This window comes from uncultured Aquitalea sp. (genome assembly GCF_945957525.1).
GTDB lineage: Bacteria > Pseudomonadota > Gammaproteobacteria > Burkholderiales > Chromobacteriaceae > Aquitalea.
On the sequence record NZ_CAMFLA010000010.1, the window covers coordinates 13,130 to 33,647 of the forward strand.

Annotated in this window: 20 protein-coding genes; 8 read left to right on the forward strand and 12 right to left on the reverse strand. The window is 62.7% G+C overall.

Going from position 1 to position 20,518, the window contains the following annotated elements:
* Positions 1 to 59: 59 nt before the first annotated feature.
* Complete coding sequence (locus Q0P52_RS11040; RefSeq protein WP_293762470.1) at positions 60 to 917, forward strand: HDOD domain-containing protein; 858 nt, start codon at positions 60 to 62, stop codon at positions 915 to 917.
* A gap of 78 nt (positions 918 to 995) precedes the next feature.
* Here Q0P52_RS11040 and Q0P52_RS11045 read toward each other — a convergent pair whose 3' ends face one another.
* Positions 996 to 2,486 carry a carboxypeptidase M32 gene (locus tag Q0P52_RS11045; RefSeq protein WP_293762468.1) on the reverse strand — a complete coding sequence of 497 codons (1,491 nt, stop codon included), beginning with the start codon at positions 2,484 to 2,486 and terminating at the stop codon, positions 996 to 998.
* A 136-nt stretch (positions 2,487 to 2,622) separates the two neighbouring features.
* On the opposite strand from Q0P52_RS11045, the gene Q0P52_RS11050 reads away from it, so the two are divergent.
* Positions 2,623 to 3,015: a hypothetical protein gene (locus Q0P52_RS11050; RefSeq protein ID WP_293762466.1), complete on the forward strand. Its 393-nt coding sequence runs from the start codon at positions 2,623 to 2,625 to the stop codon at positions 3,013 to 3,015.
* On the opposite strand, the gene Q0P52_RS11055 is transcribed toward Q0P52_RS11050, so the two are convergent.
* The 9 genes from Q0P52_RS11055 to ilvD all read right to left on the reverse strand — a co-directional run bounded on the left by Q0P52_RS11055 (position 2,967) and on the right by ilvD (position 12,300).
* Entirely contained in the window at positions 2,967 to 3,698 is a 732-nt protein-coding gene (locus Q0P52_RS11055) for a hypothetical protein (RefSeq protein WP_293762463.1), read from the reverse strand. The two genes, Q0P52_RS11050 and Q0P52_RS11055, sit on opposite strands and share 49 nt — an antisense overlap.
* Positions 3,699 to 3,840: 142 nt before the next feature.
* Positions 3,841 to 4,947: a bifunctional diaminohydroxyphosphoribosylaminopyrimidine deaminase/5-amino-6-(5-phosphoribosylamino)uracil reductase RibD gene (gene ribD / locus Q0P52_RS11060; protein WP_293762462.1), complete on the reverse strand. Its 1,107-nt coding sequence runs from the start codon at positions 4,945 to 4,947 to the stop codon at positions 3,841 to 3,843.
* A complete protein-coding gene (locus Q0P52_RS11065; protein WP_293762459.1) occupies positions 4,928 to 5,494 on the reverse strand; it encodes a GNAT family N-acetyltransferase in 567 nt (188 codons plus the stop codon). The genes ribD and Q0P52_RS11065 overlap by 20 nt, the downstream gene beginning before the upstream one ends.
* Complete coding sequence (gene nrdR / locus Q0P52_RS11070) at positions 5,494 to 5,952, reverse strand: transcriptional regulator NrdR (protein ID WP_293762456.1); 459 nt, start codon at positions 5,950 to 5,952, stop codon at positions 5,494 to 5,496. Before nrdR ends, Q0P52_RS11065 begins: the two co-directional genes overlap by 1 nt.
* Before the next feature lie 130 nt (positions 5,953 to 6,082).
* Positions 6,083 to 7,330 carry a serine hydroxymethyltransferase gene (gene glyA / locus Q0P52_RS11075; RefSeq protein ID WP_293762453.1) on the reverse strand — a complete coding sequence of 416 codons (1,248 nt, stop codon included), beginning with the start codon at positions 7,328 to 7,330 and terminating at the stop codon, positions 6,083 to 6,085.
* A gap of 91 nt (positions 7,331 to 7,421) precedes the next feature.
* Positions 7,422 to 8,528 (reverse strand): hypothetical protein, encoded by a 1,107-nt coding sequence (locus Q0P52_RS11080; RefSeq protein ID WP_293762450.1) that lies wholly within the window; start codon positions 8,526 to 8,528, stop codon positions 7,422 to 7,424.
* 780 nt (positions 8,529 to 9,308) lie between these two features.
* Complete coding sequence (yfcF, locus tag Q0P52_RS11085) at positions 9,309 to 9,938, reverse strand: glutathione transferase (protein ID WP_293762449.1); 630 nt, start codon at positions 9,936 to 9,938, stop codon at positions 9,309 to 9,311.
* Positions 9,935 to 10,315, reverse strand: coding sequence for a nuclear transport factor 2 family protein (locus Q0P52_RS11090; protein WP_293762447.1), 381 nt, complete (start codon positions 10,313 to 10,315; stop codon positions 9,935 to 9,937). Before Q0P52_RS11090 ends, yfcF begins: the two co-directional genes overlap by 4 nt.
* 131 nt (positions 10,316 to 10,446) lie before the next feature.
* The gene (gene ilvD, locus Q0P52_RS11095) at positions 10,447 to 12,300 is read right to left on the reverse strand and encodes a dihydroxy-acid dehydratase (RefSeq protein ID WP_293762445.1); all 1,854 of its coding nucleotides are present in this window, start codon (positions 12,298 to 12,300) and stop codon (positions 10,447 to 10,449) included.
* A 196-nt stretch (positions 12,301 to 12,496) separates the two neighbouring features.
* Here ilvD and lgt point away from each other — a divergent pair, with 196 nt between their 5' ends.
* The 6 genes from lgt (at position 12,497) to Q0P52_RS11125 (ending at position 17,783) form a co-directional block, all read left to right on the forward strand.
* Positions 12,497 to 13,351, forward strand: a complete 855-nt coding sequence (lgt, locus tag Q0P52_RS11100) for a prolipoprotein diacylglyceryl transferase (RefSeq protein ID WP_293762443.1) — start codon at positions 12,497 to 12,499, stop codon at positions 13,349 to 13,351.
* A gap of 119 nt (positions 13,352 to 13,470) precedes the next feature.
* The gene (locus Q0P52_RS11105) at positions 13,471 to 14,319 is read left to right on the forward strand and encodes a putative selenate ABC transporter substrate-binding protein (RefSeq protein WP_293762440.1); all 849 of its coding nucleotides are present in this window, start codon (positions 13,471 to 13,473) and stop codon (positions 14,317 to 14,319) included.
* Positions 14,316 to 15,110 carry an ATP-binding cassette domain-containing protein gene (locus Q0P52_RS11110; protein WP_293762439.1) on the forward strand — a complete coding sequence of 265 codons (795 nt, stop codon included), beginning with the start codon at positions 14,316 to 14,318 and terminating at the stop codon, positions 15,108 to 15,110. The genes Q0P52_RS11105 and Q0P52_RS11110 overlap by 4 nt, the downstream gene beginning before the upstream one ends.
* Entirely contained in the window at positions 15,104 to 16,666 is a 1,563-nt protein-coding gene (gene phnE, locus Q0P52_RS11115) for a phosphonate ABC transporter, permease protein PhnE (protein WP_293762438.1), read from the forward strand. The genes Q0P52_RS11110 and phnE overlap by 7 nt, the downstream gene beginning before the upstream one ends.
* Before the next feature lie 47 nt (positions 16,667 to 16,713).
* Positions 16,714 to 16,887: a hypothetical protein gene (locus Q0P52_RS11120; RefSeq protein ID WP_293762437.1), complete on the forward strand. Its 174-nt coding sequence runs from the start codon at positions 16,714 to 16,716 to the stop codon at positions 16,885 to 16,887.
* Positions 16,888 to 17,015: 128 nt separating this feature from the next.
* Positions 17,016 to 17,783, forward strand: coding sequence for a 3',5'-cyclic-nucleotide phosphodiesterase (locus Q0P52_RS11125; RefSeq protein WP_293762434.1), 768 nt, complete (start codon positions 17,016 to 17,018; stop codon positions 17,781 to 17,783).
* Positions 17,784 to 17,942: 159 nt separating this feature from the next.
* Here Q0P52_RS11125 and Q0P52_RS11130 read toward each other — a convergent pair whose 3' ends face one another.
* Both Q0P52_RS11130 and Q0P52_RS11135 read right to left on the reverse strand, forming a co-directional pair.
* Positions 17,943 to 18,152 carry a heavy metal-associated domain-containing protein gene (locus Q0P52_RS11130; RefSeq protein WP_293762432.1) on the reverse strand — a complete coding sequence of 70 codons (210 nt, stop codon included), beginning with the start codon at positions 18,150 to 18,152 and terminating at the stop codon, positions 17,943 to 17,945.
* Between the two features lie 15 nt (positions 18,153 to 18,167).
* The gene (locus tag Q0P52_RS11135) at positions 18,168 to 20,513 is read right to left on the reverse strand and encodes a heavy metal translocating P-type ATPase (protein WP_293762429.1); all 2,346 of its coding nucleotides are present in this window, start codon (positions 20,511 to 20,513) and stop codon (positions 18,168 to 18,170) included.
* Positions 20,514 to 20,518 lie beyond the last annotated feature (5 nt).

Genomic DNA, 20,518 nt, shown 5'->3' on the forward strand with positions numbered 1-20,518 from the left:
AAGAGCGTGCATAAGCCCTGTTAGAATGGACAGGTTCCACCTAAAACAATGACTGCCGCATGACGCCCTTGATCAGCACCGACGAACGAGACGAGCTCCTGAAAAACCTGGTTATTCCGCCCAGACCCCATGTGCTGGACGAGCTGATGAGGCTGAAGAATGACCCGGACGTCACCTTGCAAAAACTCAGCGACATCATCAGCGAAGACACTGCGCTGAGCGTGGCCATGCTGAAAGCCGCCAATACCCCCATCGTGGGCCGCGGCCGTCATATCACGTCCATCTCGCAGGCCATCAACCTGCTTGGTTTCAAGAACGTCATCAGCCTGGTAAGCGGCTTGGTGTTGCGGACACGCCTCACCGGCGAAACGCCACCCGCGCTGGAACAGTTCTGGGATGCCTCCATGCAGATCGCCATGATTTCCAGCGCTCTGTGCGACCGCATCGTGCACGTACCGGACGACTGCCAGAGCTTCGCCCTGTTTCACAACTGCGGCAAAGCCGTGATGCTGATGCGCTTTCCCACCTATGTGCGTACCATGCGGCTGACTGAAATGGCCACAGACGACCGCATCGGTCTGGTGGAGCAGGAACTGCACGGCACCCGTCATGATGTGGTGGGCTATCTGGTGGCGCGCAGCTGGAACATGCCGGAACCCTTCGCCAAAGCCATCCTGATGCAAAACGACAGCACCGTGATGGAGACCGGCCTCGATGCGCCGCTGGACCATGATGGCCGCATGATGGTGGCAGTCACCCGGGCTGCCCGCCATGTCTGGCGCACGCTGACGCCGGGCCGCGAAGATGCCGGCTGGGATCTGCGCAAAAGCGCGGTGCTGGACTATCTGGGCATGCCTGAGATTGAGTTCGAAGACTGGTGCGACGCCATGCACCAGCAATTGAGCGGCGCCGACTGAGCCGCAATCCGCCACAAAAAAAAGCGTGATCCGGCGGATCACGCTTTTTTTGTATGCCTCGCCTGGGCAATACGCCGCTCAGCCCAGATAACGGCTTTGCAAATGGGCGCGGTAATGCGCCGGGTTCAGCGCCTCGCCCGTCGCCTGTCGCACCAGCTCCGCGGTTTCGAGGAAGCTCGCCTGCGTCCAGACATTCTCTTTGAGCCAGTCGAACACCGGATCCAGCCGGCCTGCGGCGATGTCCGCGTCCAGCGTCGGCATGGCGCGGCGCATGGCGGCAAAATACTGCGCCGCGTACATCGCGCCCAGCGTGTAGCTGGGGAAATAACCAAAGCTACCGTCCGTCCAGTGGATATCCTGCAGGCAGCCATTGCGGTAATTGCCGCGCGTGTCCACACCCAGCAGGTTCATCATCTTTTCATCCCACAGCGCCGGAATGTCGTCGGGCTCGATGTCGCCCTCGATCAGGGCGCGCTCGATCTCATAGCGCAGGATCACGTGCGCCGGATAACACAGCTCATCGGCGTCCACGCGGATAAAGGACGGCTCCACGCGCGTATACAGCCGCGCCAGGTTGTCCGCGGCGAAAGCCGGCTGATCGCCCAGATGTTCGCGGATCAGCGGCGCAATCAGCGACAGGAAACCGGGATGGCGGCCCAACTGCATTTCAAACGATAGGCTCTGGCTTTCATGGATGCCCATGGAACGCGCGCGTCCAGCCGGCAGGTGCGCCCAGTCGCGCGGCAGGTTCTGCTCGTAACGGGCATGGCCGGTTTCATGAATGATGCCCATCAGGCTCTGCATGAAATCATCGGTGCGATAACGCGTGGTCAGGCGCACGTCCTCCGGCACCCCGCCGCAGAAGGGATGCGCACTGACATCCAGCCGGCCGGCGTCAAAGTCGAAGCGCAGCTTGCGCATCACCTCCACACCCAGCGCGCGCTGACTCTCCACCGGAAATTCGCCTTGCGGCCGCAGCAGACTCTCGCCGGCCTGCTTATCGCGCACCGCCTGGATCAATCCCGGCAGCCAGGTTTTGATATCGGCGAACAAGCGGTCGATATCCGCGCTCTTCATACCCGGTTCGTACTGCGCCATCAGCGCGTCGTAGCGCGACAGGCCCTGCGCTTCGGCCAACAGGCGGGCCTCCTCGCGCGACAGCTTCACTACCTCCCGGAAATTGGCGAGGAAACCTTGCCAGTCGTTGGCCGGTCGTTGCGTGCGCCAGGCATGTTCGCAACGAGCGCCGGCCAGCGCCTTGGCTTCCACCAGCTCCGCCGGCAGCAGATTGGCGGTTTGCCAGGCGCGGCGCATTTCGCGCAGGTTGGCGCGCTCGCGCGCATCCAGCGCTTCGCCTTCGGCCGACTTCAGCCAGTCGCCCAAGCGTGCGTCGGTCAGGGTGGCGTGCATCAGTACTTCCAGCTCGGCCTGCGCGGCGGCGCGGGCATCATTGCCGGCCGGCGGCATCATGGTGGCCTGATCCCAGCTGACGATGGCTGAAAGATGCTCATAGCGGTAGTGGCGGGTAAACAGCTGGCAAGCTGCCTGATAAGCCGTTTTCTCAGACATGGAACGCTTCCTTCTTAATGACTTGTAGCATGATGCCAACATGGAATGCGCAGGTCAAAGCCATTTATATTTGCCGTATTGACATGAGCTTAGTGCATGGATAATGATTTTGTACATTTTCAAAAGAGATGAGCTCATGTTGCAGAAAACCGACTCCCCCCTGGCCAGACTGTTTCTGCTGTACCAAGCCCGCGACTGGGGCGCCGCACGACGGCTGCTGTCCGACGACGCCATCATGCTCTGGCACAGCTCGGGCGAATGCTTCAGCGGCGGCGACGCCATCATCCATGTCAACGCGGTCTATCCGGAAGGCTGGCGCATTACCCTGCTGGAAGACAACCTGCTGACGGATGGCCGCAGGCATGTGATCGCGGCAGTGGACCACCACGAGCAGCGCTTTCTGGTGAATTCATTCGCTACGCTGACACAAAACGACCTCATCGTCCGGCTGGACGAATACTGGGCCACTTGCGAGGAGCCTCAGCGCTGGCGGGTAGTATTGCCGGGCTGGAGCAGACTGATGGGTTGAGCGGCCTCTTCGGCCAGATTGATGCGCTCGTGCGCGGGCGGAAAGGACAACCAGTAATAGAAGTATTCGCGCGCCAGTTGCAGGAAGGCGGATTTGTTGGCGCTTTCGCTCAGGTGCAGCAACATGGCGTCCACCACCATACGGAAGCTATCCGGCCGGTAGGGTTGGCCCGACAGCAAGAACAGCATGGCCTTGAGCAATGTCTCGCGCTCGCGGATGTCGTATTCCGCCATACCGTCTTCAAACAGCTTGCCGATGTAAATGCTCAGCGAAGGGGGAAAGGCCTTGAAGCCCTGTGTTTCCATGCGCAGGATCAGCGCGTCCAGCGACTCCGCCATCTCCAGTCGGACATTGCGCGTGGTAAAGCCGGAACGGGCGGTAATCTCCACCAGCTTCTTCACATCATCCAGCCAGAAATAATAGAACTCGCGCGCGCAAGTCAGCGCGGTAACGCGGTCCGGCACCTCGCAACCGGCAACGAACTGCTCCACCACCCGGCGGAAGGTCTGCGAATTACGCTCCACGCCGTCCAACATGGGCAGCAGCCCCTCCAGCAGGGCGCGGCGCTCGGACACCACGGTGTCTTCGGCGCCTTGGCGCTGAATCAGCCGCAAATAGGCATCCATGGCCTGGCGCATGGCGGCCAGGTCTTTGGCGGGAAGCGATGCTTGTTGTTCGGTCATACGTTCTGGTCTGACACTGTTTTTGCGGCCTGACGCCGGTCTATCCCCAACATCCGTTTTTCATTGTGGTTCACCGACACCGGCAAGGCCAAACTTTTCTTCGCGTGGTGATGCATCATGCCAGAGGCTGAAGCAACTGTCCTCATGGCCGATCAAATGTCATGGCAATACGGATATCCGCGCCCACCATGCGCACATCCTGAATACGCAGCTGCTGCTTGTCCGCAAGGTCTTCCAGCGCCGGCCAGGCGAACAATCCCTGCGCGGCCGTGCCAGCCAGCGAAGGCGCCAGGTACAGCACCGCCTCATCCACCAGCCCCGCGCGCACCAGCGCGCCGTTCAGGCCGGCCCCCGCTTCCACCATCAGATGATTCACGCCCTGTTCGGCCAGTTTTTCCAACAACTGATGTAAATCGGCGTGGCCGGTCTGTTCGGCCAACACCAGCATTTGCACGCCGCGCTCGACATAGGGCCGGTGACGGGCCTCGTCGTGCACGCTGGTCACCAGCATGGTCGCCCCGCCGCTGAAAATGCGCCGGTCCGGCGGGGTAACCAGCCGGCTGTCCAGCACCACGCGCAAGGGCTGGCGCGGCAACTCGACATCGCGCACGGTCAGTTGTGGGTTATCCACCAGCACGGTGCCGCTACCGGTGAGAATGGCGCAACTGGCGGCGCGCAGCTTCTGTACATCGTGACGGGCGGCCGGCCCGGTGATCCATTGGCTTTTGCCGTTGAGCAAAGCGGTTTTGCCATCCAGCGTGGCGGCGGCCTTCAGGGTGACCCAGGGGCGCTTGCGTTCCACTCGCGACAAGAAACCGCGATGTATGCGCCGCGCCTCGGCCTCCATCAGCCCAGCCTCGGCATCAATGCCCGCCTCGCGCAGCATGGCCAGGCCGCGTCCGGCTACTTCGTGATACGGGTCCACCATGGCAGCGACAACGCGCGCGATGCCTTCCTTGATCAGCCGCTCGGCGCAAGGCGGAGTGCGGCCATGATGGCTGCAGGGTTCCAGCGTGACGTAAGCCGTGGCCCCGCGCGGACTCTCTTCGTGCGCAAGGCAGTCCTTGATGGCCTGGATTTCTGCGTGATCTCCACCCACCTGCAAGGTGGCGCCTTCCCCGATCACCTGTCCGTCCCTGACCAGCACGCAGCCCACGCCGGGATTGGGAGCCGCTCGCCGCGTTGCGGCTTCGGCCAACCTCAGGGCTTGTTGCATGTAGCGGTAGTCGTCAGGACTGAAGGAAGACATCTTGCTGGGTCCAATCTGGGTGGTGCAGTGTGTAGGAAACCGACTCCACCGCGCGAGAACGGATCGGGTCGGATAGAAAGCCGGCGGCAAGCGCCACATGCTGGCTGCGGACATTGCGCGGATCGGTATCGATATGCAGGATCAGCAGGCCCATTGCGCCCCAAGCCTGCCGTACTACCTGTTCCAGGGCCAGATGCATCCAGCCCCGGCCTTCGCTGGCGCGCCCCAACCAGTAACCGACGGCGGCGCTGCGGGTAACCGGATTGATATCGTGCAGATCGATGACGCCGATCAACTCGCCGCTCTGCTCAATCAGCCAAGTGGCGGCACTGCCCCCTGCGCGCCTGGCGTGGGAGTGCGCGATGAAAGCCAGGGTATCCGCCTCGGCCCGAGTGGCTTCCACCCAGGGCAACCAGGGCGCGAGCCGGCTGCGATTGGTATTGATCAGCGCAAACAGGGCCGGCGCATCAGCCGCCGCCGGTTCACGCAACAGCAGGCTGTCAGCGCCGGCGACAGGCGCCTCGCGCTGACTCTGGTCGATATCCATCAGCGATGGGTTTTCTGGATTTCCTTGATGGCGTCGGAAAACTCGGAGATGTCCTGGAAACTGCGGTAGACCGAAGCGAAACGCACATAGGCCACTTTATCCAAACGGGCCAGTTCGCTCATCACCATTTCGCCAATCTGGCGGCTGGGCACTTCGCGTTCGCCCAGCTGCAGCAGCTTGTGACAGATGCGATCGATGGCCTCGTCCACCAGCGCGGTGGGCACCGGGCGCTTGTGCAGCGCGCGCAGGAAACTGGTACGGACTTTTTCTTCATCAAACTCGGAACGATGACCGCCCGATTTCACCACTTGCGGCATGCGCACATCGGCGGTTTCAAAGGTGGTGAAGCGCTTTTCACAGGCCAGACAGCGGCGACGGCGACGGATGCTGGTACCGTCTTCGCTGACGCGGGAGTCGATAACCTGCGTGTCGAGATTGCCGCAGAACGGACATTTCATGTCGTGACTTCCTGTTTGATGACTGCCTGATGGTAACAGCAAAGCCGTTGGCCGTTAATGCCTGCGGCAACGCCTCTTCCAGACAAGAAAAAAGGCGCCGTCGGGCGCCTTTTTCACAGCGGTAAACCGCTTACTTGGCGTACACCGGGAAACGGTGGCACAGCGCGGTGGCTTGTTCGGCCACGCGAGCGATGGCGGCGTCGTCGGTCGGGTTGTCCAGTACGTCGGCAACCAGATTGGCCACGATGACGGCCTCTTCTTCCTTGAAGCCGCGGGTAGTGATGGCCGGGGAGCCGATGCGGATGCCGGAAGTCACGAACGGGCTTTCCGGGTCATTCGGAATGGCGTTCTTGTTGACGGTGATGTGGGCGCGGCCTAGCAGCGCGTCGGCGGCCTTGCCGGTGAGGCCCTTGGGACGCAGGTCCACCAGGAACACATGGCTTTCGGTACGACCGGAGATGATGCGCAGGCCACGCTCCGCCAGCGCGCGAGCCATGGCGTCCGCGTTCTTCAGCACTTGCTCCTGGTACACCTTGAATTCCGGCTGCAGGGCTTCCTTGAAAGCGATGGCCTTGCCGGCGATCACGTGCATCAGCGGTCCGCCCTGCAGGGTCGGGAACACATTGCTGTTGATGCTCTTTTCAAACTCGGCCTTGGCCAGAATGATGCCGCCGCGCGGCCCGCGCAGGGTCTTGTGCGTGGTGGAGGTAACAAAGTCGGCGTGCGGCACCGGGTTCGGATATACGCCCGCGGCGATCAGACCGGCGTAGTGCGCCATATCCACCATGAAGTACGCGCCGCACTTCTTGGCGATCTGGCCCATGCGTTCGAAATCGAAACGCAGGGCGTAAGCGGAAGCGCCGCCGATGATCAGCTTGGGCTTGGTTTCCATCGCTACGCGCTCCATGTCGTCGTAGTCGATTTCTTCCTTCTCGTTCAGACCGTAAGCCACGATGTTGAACATCTTGCCGGACAGGTTGGCCGGAGAACCGTGCGTCAGGTGACCGCCGTGACCCAGGTTCATGCCCATCACGGTGTCGCCCGGCTTCAGGATGGAGAAGTACACCGCCTGGTTGGCCTGGGAGCCGGAGTGCGGCTGAACGTTGGCGTATTCGGCGCCGAACAGTTGCTTCACGCGGTCGATGGCCAGTTGTTCCACCAGATCGACATGCTCGCAACCGCCATAGAAACGCTTGCCCGGATAGCCTTCGGCATACTTGTTGGTGAGCTGGGAACCCTGGGCTTCCATCACGGCAGGGCTGGTGTAGTTTTCAGAGGCAATCAGCTCGATATGGTCTTCCTGGCGTTGGCACTCGGCCTTGATCGCGGCGGCGAGATCCGGATCGAACTTGGCAATCGTCTGGTCAGCAGCAAACATCTTTGACTCTTCCATCAAAGGGTTAACGATGGAGCGATTCTACACGAAACGCCCGTGGAAACATTTTCACGTCAAACGTTTTTCAGCCTGTTTACTGCCGCGACTGCCCGTGAGCGGGCAAGTCGTCCGCTGTCAGGAACAAGGGAATGCCGTCGCGGCTTTCCGGCAAGATTTCAGGCATTACATACACATCGCGCACATGGCACTCGGCCATCAGCTCGCGGAAATTCGATTCGATCAAAGCCACGTTGTCCATGGCCGCCAGCGGCCAGACAAACCCTTCCCAGTTGCGTTCGTCGTCCACGGCGGAGAGGGTGATGTGCAACTCACCGTTTTCATGAGCGGACAAAATCGCCACCGGGTCTTTCGACAGCTCGCGCAGGCGGCGAATCTGGCTGCTGGCGAACACCTGCACCGCCACCTCGAAGCGGGCGAAATTGCCCGCCACCATGGCCTGCATCGCCGGCATCGGCGGACGGGCGATCGGGAACAGCGTCACGCCGTCGGTTTGCAGCTGCTCGCCGAGGAATTTCATCAGGGGCATGCCCCAACCGCCCACAGCCCCGCCCAGTTTCACCGGCAGCTCCGTCCCCTCCGGCTGAATGGCCACGCCCAACAGGTAGCGCAGGAACACGCCTTCTTCTTTCACCGTAATGGCCGCGCCTTGCAAGGGCTCTCCGATGCCGTTGGCGGCCTGCTCCAGACTCCGGCTCAAGCGATACAGCTTGCCGGAGTCCATCGCCACCACGGTATCGGGATGCAACAGTTGGCCGAAGACGCGCACATCGCCGTCGCTCAGCACACCGTGCTGGCGCAACAACCGGTTCAGGCCGTCTTCATCGGCGATGGCGGCTGGCAGCGTTGCCTGATTCTTGCTGCCTGCCACCAGCACCAGCGGGATGGCGAACACCATGGCGCGACGGCCTTGCGGCTGCTCTACGGCCTCGCGCAGCGCATCCCAGACAATCTTATAAGTGTCCTGCGAGGGAACCATCGCCAAAGCGACCGATATCGACAGCAATTCGCCACGCTCCAGCATTTGCGCCATGGCGTCGCGCACAGCCGAGAACCACATCTCGCGATCGCCTTCGCTGGCGGCGTTGAGCGCGGACTGCGCGTTATGGATAAGCATATTGGTCAGCGCCACCTGAGGGTGGTACTGGCGCGGATCGGGAAGAGTAAGCAATGGCTGGGACATCATCACATCCTGCAAGGAAGGCGAAAGGCGCTATTGTCGCACAATCCGGCACCGGCCAGAGCACCAAGCAAGCGCTTGACTTTCATATAGCAACATCAGCATGTGCTGATTAGCGACAATTTGCTACATTTTTTCACTTTCCGAAAATGAACATGTTGACACCCGAGCAAGCAATCCGGATAATCCGTTCTCGTTGAGATGCAGCAATTGCTTCTTGATAGTTTCTCCTCTATTTCTCCTTTGTAGACTTGGCGCGGACCTAACGGTACCGCGCATTTTTTTTGCCCACCCACAGCAAAATCCCGAATTTTCCCTTTAACATCAATTTGTTAAGATTTTTTTACACGTAATCCAGCAGCTGGACTTTTGTCATTTCCGGTAAAGTGCTCACAGGATTTGACCCCGGTCAAAGCCCAAATGGCAATGTGGGAAGCCTTGTAAAAACAGAACATCATCAATGTTCGTTTTGCTTCAAAACGAAACAAACGAAGTGGAATATACTGTATACAAGTTCATAAATTTTCATAAAAGAAAACCGGACACCTGAAAAGGTGCCCGGGCTTGCAGAGGAGAGCAAGAAGAGCGGCGCGCCAAAGGCGCTGCCATGCGGGGAAGCTGACGGGAATCAATCAGCCCAGATAAGACGCATTTCCCTCTAGGAAAGTTCCTAGTCGGACAAGATTTTCATCTTGTCAAAAACTCCCTTCCCCCTCCTCTCATAGAGCAACAATCGAACAAGCGCACCCATGCCGATTGCACGCTGCTTCACCCGCCCCTCGATCAGGCAGGCAGTGCCGGGCGCCGCAGATCCAGCCATTGCCGTACCGAAGGCCGCTGCCATTGCCGCTCGGCATACGCAGCCAGCGGCGCCGGCAAAGCATCGCCGTTCAGGCGCAGCCGATTAAGCATCAAGGCCAGTTCCACATCCGCCAGACACCACTCGCCAAACAAGTTGGCCGCATCTTCGGCCAACAATGACTTAGCCACGGCGCAGAGCTTGGCCGCATCCTGTTGCGCCCTCACGCTCAAAGGCGCTGCTACAGGCCGATAGAACACCACCAAGGTATTGCGCTCTTCGCGCAGGGCGAACAGATCGCTACGCAGCCAAGCTTGCAACTGGCGGGCGCGAGCGCGTTGCTGGCGGTCTGCCGGATAGATCCTGCCGGCCGGAAAAGCCTCATCCAGATACTCAGCAATGGCAGAGGATTCCGACAAGGCGAAGTCGTCGTGCTCCAAGGTCGGCACCCGTCTCGTCAGCGATATCGCTGCGTAATCCGTCAAAGCCTGCCGACCTGCGCCCAGATCCACCGTCTGCAAGGAGAACGGCAGGCGTTTTTCGGTCAGCGCGATGAACGCCGACATGGCGTACGGGCTGGCGTACTGGCTATCCACATGCAAAATCAGGCTCATGCTGTTTCCCTTGCTTTGCTATCAACCTCGCACAGCGGTCCACTGATGAAATCCGCGCGGACGATGGCCCCGTTCGCCACCTGATAGACGCATACCAGATCTGCCTGCATGCGCCGGCCCGCCACCGTGCGGGTAACGGTTTCGTGATCGATCACCACCTCGCCGTTGACGATGCGATGGCGCAAAGCGGCGTGGAGATCCGCTTCGGCAAACCTTTCCCTGCCACGCGCCTTGATGGCTTCGCGTCCTTCGGCCAATAGCGTATCCGGGTACTGGTACTGTCTGGCGTATTCGGCATAAGTGCCGGCCCATGACTCCAGATCACGCGCGTTGTAAGCATCCAGTTGGCGCTGGATCAGCACCTCGACGTCACTCATGTTTTCTCCCGGTTTTGCAGCGCCGGCTGGCATGGGCAGGCGCAATCTGTGATTTGCGACGAGTTTGCAAGCATGAAAAAAGGCAGCCAAAGCTGCCTTTTGCGGTGATACCTAGTGGAGAAGCGCAGCGCTTACTTCTCTACCTGACTGACGTCGCGCACGGCGCCAGTGTCGGCGCTGGTGGTCATGGCGGCGTAAGCTCGCAGGGCGGCGCTGACCGGTCGCAGGCGATCCACCGGCTTCCAGGCGTCGCGGCCGCGCGCTTGCATGGCGGCGCGGCGCGCAGCCAGGACATCATCCGCAATGGCCAACTGGATACGGCGATTGGGGATGTCGATCTCGATGGTGTCGCCCTCTTCTACCAGGCCGATCGCGCCGCCTTCCGCCGCTTCCGGCGAAACGTGGCCGATGGACAAACCGGAAGTACCGCCGGAGAAGCGGCCATCGGTCAGCAAGGCGCAGGCCTTGCCCAGCCCTTTGGACTTGAGATAACTGGTGGGGTAGAGCATTTCCTGCATGCCCGGCCCGCCTTTGGGGCCTTCGTAGCGGATCACCACCACATCACCGGCGACGATCTTGTCGTCCAGAATGGCCGCCACAGCGTCATCCTGACTTTCAAAGATGCGCGCGCGACCGGTGAACTTGAGGATGGACTCATCCACACCGGCGGTTTTCACGATGCAGCCGCGCTCGGCGATATTGCCGTACAGCACGGCTAGACCGCCGTCCTGCGAGTAAGCGTGGGCCTTGTCGCGGATACAGCCTTCGGCGCGATCGTCATCCAGCGTGGGGTAGCGCATGGATTGCGAGAAGGCGATGGTGGTGGGCACGCCGCCGGGCGCGGCGCGATAGAAGCGCTGCGCCTCGCTGTCCGGGCCCTGACGACAGATGTCCCAGCTTTCCAGTGCGTCGGCCAGGGTCTTGCTGTGCACGGTGGGCACATCGCGGTGGATCAGGCCAGCGCGATCCAGTTCGGACAGGATCGCCACCACGCCGCCGGCGCGATGCACGTCTTCCATATGGTACTTCTGGGTGGCCGGAGCCACTTTGGACAGGCAGGGCACCGAGCGCGAAATACGGTCGATGTCGGCCATTTTGAAGTCCACGCCGGCTTCGCTGGCCGCGGCCAGCAAGTGCAGCACGGTATTGGTGGAACCGCCCATGGCCACATCCAGGCTCATGGCGTTTTCAAAAGCCTGCTTGGTGCCGATGGAACGCGGCAGCACGCTGGCGTCGTCCTGCTCGTAATGTCTGCGGGTAATCTCGACGATCAGGCGGCCGGCGCGCAGGAACAATTCCTTGCGGTCGGCGTGCGTGGCCACCAGGCTGCCGTTGCCCGGCAGGGACAGGCCCAGCGCTTCGGTCAGGCAGTTCATGGAGTTGGCGGTGAACATGCCGGAGCAGGAGCCGCAGGTGGGACAGGCGGAACGTTCCACCCGGTCGACGTCCTCGTTGGAAACGGCGCTGTTGGCGGCCTCCACCATGGCGTCCACCAGGTCCAGCTTGCGGATGTCGTTGCCCCACTGCACCTTGCCCGCTTCCATCGGGCCGCCGGAAACGAACACAACCGGGATGTTCAGGCGCATGGCGGCCATCAGCATGCCCGGGGTGATCTTGTCGCAGTTGGAGATGCACACCAGCGCGTCGGCGCAGTGCGCGTTAACCATGTATTCCACGCTGTCGGCAATCAGGTCGCGGCTGGGCAGACTGTACAACATGCCGCCGTGGCCCATGGCGATGCCGTCGTCGATGGCGATGGTGTTGAACTCTTTGGCGACGCCGCCAGCGCGCTCGATCTCGCGCGCCACCAGTTGGCCCATATTGTGCAGATGCACGTGGCCCGGCACGAACTGGGTGAAACTGTTGGCAATGGCGATGATGGGTTTGCCGAAGTCCTCGTCCTTCATGCCCGTGGCGCGCCACAGGGCACGGGCACCCGCCATGTTGCGTCCGGCGGTGGAGGTCTTGGAACGGTATTGAGGCATGATGATTGTTTCCTTGAGAGCAGTATCTGCGGAAAACGCCTGCCGGGGCGGTGCCGTGTCATGCGCGGCGAGCCTGCCCGCGTCCGGGTGCCTGTGACGCGGGCGATCGTGCCGCAACGGTATTTGCGGGACGATTGGGAACGCATTCCGTATAATTTCGTCCATCTCTTTTACCGCAAACGCCGTTGACTGACAAATGATCGTTCATCCGCAGTTCGACCCCATCGCCGTGCAACTGGGCCCGCTGGCCATCCATTGGTACGGCCTGATGTATCTCCTCGGCTTCGGCCTTTTCTTGCTGCTGGGCAACTACCGCATCCGTCGCGGCCACGCCTTCATGACCAGCAAACTGCTGGACGACCTGCTCACCTACGGGGTGCTGGGCGTGGTGGTGGGCGGCCGGCTGGGCCAGGTGCTGTTTTACGAGCCCGGCTATTTCTTCAGTCATCCGCTGGAAATCTTCATGGTGTGGAAGGGCGGCATGTCTTTCCACGGCGGCTTCCTCGGCGTACTGATCGCCATGCAGCTGTTTGCCCGCAAGCATGGCCGCAGCTTCTGGGAGCTGACCGACTTCATCGCTCCGCTGGTGCCGCTGGGCCTGGCGGCCGGGCGCATCGGCAACTTCATCAACGGCGAGCTGTGGGGCCGCGTAGCCAGCCCGGACCTGCCCTGGGCCATGCTGTTTCCGCAAGCCGCGCGCGACGATCTGCTGCAAGGCCAGACCTCGGCCGATCTGATGAACATGCTGGCCCGCTATGGCGCGCTGCCGCGTCACCCTTCGCAGTTGTACGAGTTTGCGCTGGAAGGCATCGCGCTGTTTGTCGCGCTGTGGCTGTTCAGCGGCAAAGCGCGCCCGCGCGGCCAGGTATCGGCCGTCTTTCTGATGGGGTATGGCCTGGCGCGTTTTGTCTGCGAATACTTCCGCTCGCCGGACGAGGGCATCTTCGGCCAGTCCTATTTCATCAGCATGGGCCAATGGTTGAGCCTGCCGATGATCCTCATCGGCGCCGCGCTGTTTGTCTGGTTCGGCAAACGTCGCGCCATGCAGTAAACTCGAAACTCAGGGCGGTTTATCGTCCGCCCTCACCGGAAGTGCCGAGGCCAGTCTAGCGACTGGCCTTTTTGATCCTGCGGCTTATCGCCCGCACTCAAGACAGGAACGACATCGCCATGAAAGCTGTCAAGCTGACCCTGGCCGGCATCATGCTGGCCGCCGCCGCCTTCGCTGCCGCCGAAGAAGCCGTGCTCAAGGTTTCCGCCATCCCCGATGAAGCGCCCACCGAGCTGCAGCGCAAGTTTGCGCCGCTGGGCCAGTACCTGGAAAAAGAGCTGGGCATGAAGGTGCAGTTTGTGCCGGTGACCGATTACGCCGCGGTGGTAACGGCGCTGGACAGCGACAAGATCGACATGGCCTGGCTGGGCGGCTTTACCTTTGTGCAAGCCAGTCAGCACGGTAAAGTGGTACCGCTGGTGCAGCGCGAGGAAGACAGCAAGTTCACCGCCAAATTCATCGCCAGCACCGCCAGCGGCGCGAAAACGCTGAAAGACCTCAAAGGCAAAAGCTTTGCCTTCGGCTCTGCCTCCTCCACCTCCGGTCACCTGATGCCGCGTTATTTCATGCAGAAGGATGGCATCAAGCCGGAAACCTTCTTCAAGAATGTGGCCTACTCCGGCGCGCATGACGCCACCGTGGCCTGGGTAGCCTCCGGCAAGGTGGACGCCGGCGTGCTCAACGCCTCGGTATGGGACAAGCTGGTGGAAAGCGGCAAGGTGGACATGAGCAAGGTGAAGCTCTTGAGCACGTCGCCCACCTTCTATGACTACAACTGGACGGTACGCGGCAGCATGGACAAAAAGCTGCAGCAGAAGATTACCGCCGCCTTCCTCAAGCTGGACGCGAAAAACCCCGAGCAGAAAGCCATTCTCGATCTGCAGCGCGCCAGCAAATTCATCCCCACCAAGGCTGACAACTACAAAGGCATTGAAGCCGCCGCCGAAGCCGCCGGTCTGCTGAAGTGAGCCTGCATCTGGACGGCGTGTCGCTGAATCTGGGCGGCACGCCGGTATTGCACGAGCTGACGCTGCATCTGGCCCAGGGCGAGCAGGCAGCCTTGATCGGCCCCTCCGGGGCGGGCAAGACCAGCCTGCTGCTCCTGTGCGCCACCGGCTATCGCCCGGATGCCGGCCAGCTGACCGTGCTGGGCGACAACCCCTGGCACCTGTCGGCCCGCTGGCGTCGGCGTTTGCGCAGCCGCATCGGCATGCTGTATCAAAGCTCGCCCCTGCCCGACCGGCAGCGGGTGATCGATGCCGTCGCCGCAGGCCGACTGGGCCGCAGCGGCAGGCTGGCCGCGCTCAAGCGGCTACTCTGGCCGCAAGACGTCGCCGCTGTGGCCGACGCCCTGGCCAGGGTGGATCTGGCAGACAAGCTGTGGGCTCGCTGCGACCAACTCTCCGGCGGCCAGCGCCAGCGCGCCGGCCTGGCCCGCGTGCTGTACCAGCAAGCCGATTTGCTATTGGCGGACGAGCCCATTGCCGCGCTGGACCCGAGGTTGGCCGAAGACATTTTGCGCTGCTTGTGCGCCGACGCCCGCCAGCGCGACGCCAGCCTGCTGGTGAGCCTGCATTCGGTGGAGCTGGCCCTGTCGCACTTTGGCCGTCTCATCGGCGTGCGCGATGGCCGTATCGTATTCGACCTGCCCCGCGCCGAAGTCACGCCGGGCCTTGTCAGCGCCCTCTACGCCGACGAAAGGTTGGCCGAAGAAGCCGCGCCTGCCGTCGCACAGCTGCCGCAGGGGCGCCGATGCTGATGCGCGACCCCGCCCGCTGGACGCGGCTGGCTGGCTGGCTGCTGGTCATCGCGCTGATGGCGCCCACCTTCCCGCTCACCGGCTTCAACCCCGCCGCACTGACCCAGCCGGACAATCTCCGCACCATCGGCGCCTTTGTGGCCGGCTTTCTGCCGCCCGCGCTCGCGCCGGACTTCCTCGGCGAAGTGGCCAGAGAAACGCTCACCACGCTAGCCAGCGCCACCGCCGGCATCGCCCTGGCGCTGTTGCTGGGCGCGCCATTGGCCTTCCTCACCAGCCGCGCGCTGGATCGCCACGCCTTGAGCGGCGATCGCCCTTCCCGCCTGCTGCAAGCCGCGCAAACCACCCTGCGCGGCCTGATGGTGCTATTGCGCGGCATACCGGAAATCGTCTGGGCCTTATTGTTTGTGCGCGCCACCGGCTTGGGCAGCCTGCCGGCGGTGCTGGCCATCGGTCTGGCCTACGGCGGCATGCTGGCCAAGGTGTACGCCGAAATCCTCGAATCCCAAACAGCCGCGCCGGCGCGGGCGCTGCATCTGGCGGGCGCAAGCCGCTGGCAAACCCTGTTGTATGGCCTGTGGCCGCAAGCGCTACCCGAACTGGTGAGCTACAGCGTTTATCGTTGGGAGTGCGCGGTACGCGCCTCTGCCGTGATGGGCTTTGTCGGCGCGGGCGGCATTGGCCAGTTGCTGGACACCAGCCTGAAAATGCTCAATAGCGGGGAGGTCAGCACGCTGTTGCTGGTTTTCCTGTTGTTGTCGGCGCTGAGCGACGCCATCAGCCATCTGGCGCGCCGGGCGCTGGCCAACCGCGCTGGTCAGGGATGGCTGGCCGCCGGCGGCGTGCTGGCGATCATGGCCAGTGTTGCCTGGCTCTGGCCGGGCTGGCGCGACAGCGGCTTTGACCCCGCCGCCCTGCCGCGCTTCTTCCATGATTTTTTCCCGCCCGCGCTCAGCCTGCCGTTCTTGCCCGAGCTGGGACATTACGCGCTGGAAACGCTGGCCATGTCCGGTCTGGGCACCGCGCTGGCCTTCATCGGCGGCGCGCTGCTGGCCCTGCCGGCCGCGGGGCGCTTCGGGCTAGCGCTGACCTTGCCTTGTCGCGCGCTGCTCAATCTGCTGCGCGGCGTGCCGGATCTGCTATGGGCCTCCATCGCCGTACTGGCGGTAGGGCTGGGGCCGGCAGCCGGCGTACTGGCGCTGGCGCTGCACACCAGCGGCGTACTGGGACGATTGTTTGCCGAAACGCTGGAAAACGCGCCGTCGGAGCCGTCGCGCGCACTGGAACTGGCCGGTGCGGGCCGGCTGGGCGTGTTCTGCTACGGTGTGCTGCCCTGCGTGCTGCACCAGTGGATTGCCTACGCGCTGTACCGCTGGGAAAACAATATCCGCATCGCCACCGTGCTGGGCATTGTCGGCGCGGGCGGCCTCGGTCAGCAGCTTTACCTGGCGCTGTCGCTGTTCCAGCAACAAAAGGCGGCCGCGCTCATACTCTGCATGTTGCTGCTAACCTGGGCCGTTGAAGGCCTGAGCCGGCGCTTGCGCCCCGCCGCCTGAACCTTGCGCCGCAGGACGCCGCCCCACAGGCGTCCTGCGGTGCAAGGTTGGCCGAAGGCCATTGGCAAACGATGGAAGAATTGCCTGGTTTAAAGACGCGCTTCTCCCCGAACGGCGACAGGCACTGGCAAGACACCACGCAACAAACCACGCCCGCCACGGCTTTACGGGTGGAAACCGCCGACGGCGCACGCGCTGGAGAGGCGGAAACCCTGAAGTAAATGCGGGTAAAGCCGGCCCGCCAGAGGAAGTTCATCGACTCACGCAGGCTGCGCCGCCGGCGAGACTTGGCTACAATCGCTGTAGCGCTGCATGAGCAGCCAACGATCTTGATCAGTCCGGGGGCATCATGCATGTAAAGATTCTGGGGTCTTCTGCCGGCGTCGGCCGTTCGGCCCGCACCACCAGCTTCCTGATCGATGGGCACTGCCTGCTGGATTGCGGTACCGGTGTTGGCGATCTGTCCGTTGACGAATTGTTGCGCATCGACACCGTTCTGCTGACCCACAGCCATCTCGACCACTCCGGCTGCCTGCCGCTGCTGGCCGACGCCCACGCCACTCACGGCGGCCCAGGCCTCACCGTGCATACCCAGGCGGAAACCATCGCCGCCCTGCGCGAGCACATGTTCAACGGCAGCCTGTGGCCAGACTACGCCCGCATGCCGGACGAGCACGCGCCCTGGGTGCGTTTCAGCGCCGTGGAAGTCGGCGACGCCGTGCCGCTGAGCGATGGCATGGCTACCGCCCTGCCCGCCCAGCACAGCATCCCCTCCATTGGCTGGCTGTTGGAAGGCGCTTGGCGCGCACTGGCCTTCAGCGGCGACTCCGGCCCCTGCCTGCCTTTCTGGCACTGGATTTCCCATGTGCCCTCGCTCACCGACGTCATTTGCGAACTGACCTACCCCAGCGAGCAATCCGAGCTGGCCGTGAAAGCCGGTCACATGAGTCCGGCCCTGCTGCTGCCCATGCTGGAGTTGCTGCCGCCCAATGTGCATCTTTGGATTACCCATACTGATCAGTTGCATCGGCAAACCGCCATGAAGCAGCTGAAAGAGGGGCTGCCGGCGCTGATCAATGTGCATCAGCTGGAACAAGGCGTAGTGATCGAGCTATGAACCACACCAATGAAAAACGGGGCCAAAGCCCCGTTTTTCATTCACTGCCGGCGTTTGTTCCAATACTCGGACTACTTGGCCCGCAGCCGCCACTCATTCCCTCAGCGAGAGAGACGCCCGCCGCCATTTTGCCCAAACGCAGCAGCTGACGGCGCGGGCTTACTCCGCCACGTCGAAACCGGCATCCTCAACCGCAGCGGCAAGCTCCTCCGCCGACACCACGGCTGCGTCAAAACGCACTACCGCCTGTTTCTGTTCCAGGCTCACATCGGCGCTTTCCACGCCGGCCATGGTGCTGAGAATGCCGGTCACGCTCTTCACGCAACCGCCGCAGGTCATACCGTCGATCTTCATGATCAATTCAGTCATTGCTAGTCCTTTCCATCATTTCCAGCGGCGCAGCAGCAGCGAATTGCTCACTACCGACACCGAACTCATCGCCATTGCCGCACCCGCCAACACCGGGTTCAGCAAACCCAGCGCCGCCAGCGGTATGCCCAGTGCGTTGTAGACAAAGGCGAAAAACAGGTTTTGCCGTATTTTAGCCAGCGTGGCGCGCGACAAGCGAATCGCGTCCGCCAGCTGGCGAATATCGCCGCTCATCAGCGTGATGTCCGCCGCCTCGATTGCGGCGTCGGAACCATTGCCCATGGCAAAGCTGACGTCGGCCGCCGCCAGCGCCGGCGCATCGTTGACGCCATCGCCAGCCATGCCCACCCGGTGACCGGCTTCGCGCAAACGGGCCACCTCGGCAGCCTTGTCCTGCGGCCGGACGCCGGCGCGGAATGCAGCAATACCCACCGCGCTGGCGATATGAGCGGCGGTGGCGGCATTGTCGCCGGTCAGCATCATGACGCTTACCCCCATGGCGCGCAGCGCCGCTACGGACTCTGCCGCACCGTCTTTCAGCGTGTCCGCCATCGCCAGCAAGCCCAGCGTCATGCCGTCTCGCCGCAAGGCTACCACTGTGCGACCTTCGGCCAACCATGCCGCAGCCTGCGGCAGCACCGCTTCCGCGTCAGCCTGCCCCAACGTCAGCAGGCCTTCGCCGGCAATAACGCCGCGCACCCCCTGCCCCACTTCGGCGGCAAAGCCGCTAACCGGCAGTAGCGCCAGCTGGCGCTGTGCCGCCTCGGCCAATACCGCGCGGGCCAACGGATGCTCCGAGCCCGCCTCCAGACTGGCCGCTAGCTGCAAGAGACGTGTTTCATCACCGTCCACCGCCCACAAGCCGGTGACACGCGGCTTGCCTTCGGTCAGTGTGCCGGTCTTGTCCAGCACCAGCGCATCCAGATGACCTGCCGTCTCCAGCGCGGCGGCGTTGCGGAATAGAATGCCCCGTCGCGCTCCATTGCCCACGCCCACCATCACGGCGGTAGGCGTGGCCAGCCCCAGTGCGCAGGGGCAGGCGATGACCAGCACCGCCACTGCGTGGATCAGCGCCAGGGTCCAGTCGTCCAGCCACCAGCCGCCCAGCAGCAAGGTCAGTAAGGCGATGCCGCTCACCACCGGCACAAACACGGATGAAATGCGGTCGGCCAATCTCTGGATGGGCGCTTTCGACCCCTGAGCCTGTGCTACCAGCCTGATGATTTCCGCCAGCTGGGTGCGGCTGCCTACGCTGGCGGCACGAATCTTCAACATGCCTGCCTGATTGCGGGTGGCGGCGTACACCTTGTCGCCCGCCTTGCGCGCCACCGGCAGGCTTTCACCGGTGAGCATGCTCTCATCCAGCACGGCTTCTCCTTCCAGCACCACGCCATCCACGGGCAAGGTTTCGCCATGACGCACCTGAATCTGGTCGCCCGGCTGCAAGTCGGCAATGGGCAGTTCCAGCCAGACTTCGCCGCGCAATACCCGCGCCGTGCGCGGCATCAAGCGCACCAGCTCTCCAATGGCGGCGGAAGCGCGCCCCTTGGCGCGGGCCTCCATCAATTTACCCAGCAGCACCAGGGTGATGACAGCGGCGCTGGCCTCGAAATACACATGCTGCCCGGTCTGACCACTCAGCGTTACCCATGCCGAGAGCAACCAGGCCATGCTGGTGCCCAACGCCACCAGCACGTCCATATTGGCGCCGCCGCTACGCAAGGCGTGCCAGGCACCGCGGTAAAAGCGCCAACCGATGATGAATTGCACCGGCGTTGCCAACGCCAGCTGCCAATAGCGCGGCAGCATGCCGTGGTGAGCGCCGGCCAACATCTGCGCCATTTCCACCAGAAACGGCAAGGTCAAGGCCAGCGAAGCCAGAAACCAGTTGCGTTCGCGGCGATAACGGGCGGCGTCCTGCTCGTGCCCGGCTTCACTGTCGTCCACCGTCAACACTCGCCCGCTGAACCCGGCGCGCGCTACCGCGCCCAGCGCGTCTTCCGGCGTGAGAGTGCCGGAGGGAAAGCGTAGCAGCGCCTGTTCGCTAGCGAAGTTCACCGTGGCGGAAACTACCGGCAACTTGCCCAGCACTTTCTCTAGCCGGGCGGCGCAGGCGGCGCAAGTCATGCCCTCGATATCCACCGTCAGGGTTTGCTCAGGCACGGAAAAACCGGCCTTGCCGATGGCTGCCAGCACGTGCTCCGGGCGTGTTTGCACAGAGGCCAACTCTACGTTGGCTTGCTCGCTGGCAAAGCTGACGCTGGCGGAAACGCCCTCCAAGCGGTTAAGCGTTTTCTCCAGCCGGGCGGCGCAAGCGGCGCAACTCATGCCTTGCACGGGAAAGGTAAGGCGGGTTGTCATGGCAA